Source organism: Bacillus cereus group sp. BfR-BA-01355 (genome assembly GCF_022663675.1).
Classification (GTDB): domain Bacteria; phylum Bacillota; class Bacilli; order Bacillales; family Bacillaceae_G; genus Bacillus_A; species Bacillus_A thuringiensis_S.
Window position 1 is genome coordinate 1 of record NZ_JAKUFY010000487.1, and the last position, 223, is coordinate 223.

Here is a 223-nt window from a genome sequence, read left to right on the forward strand (position 1 = left end):
TCTTCAATTCCTTTTATTTTCGCATCTCTTCCTGATACAACCTTCCCAAAGACTACATCATCCGTATGATTATACGTTTGTAAAACTATCCCCCAAGCTGCTTCCATCACCATATTTATCGTAACATTATTAGCTAAAGCTATTTCATTCAGCTTTTGACTAAACTCTTTTTCTAAACTAATTTTTATACGATCCATTTGTGCATCGGTAGATTCTGATCTTT

The 223-nt window shown here is 33.6% G+C and carries 1 protein-coding gene; it reads right to left on the reverse strand.

All coding sequences use genetic code 11. The features are described from left to right. The coding region (locus MR167_RS32585; RefSeq protein ID WP_242316323.1) for a condensation domain-containing protein at nucleotides 1–223 on the reverse strand (223 nt) is incomplete at both ends.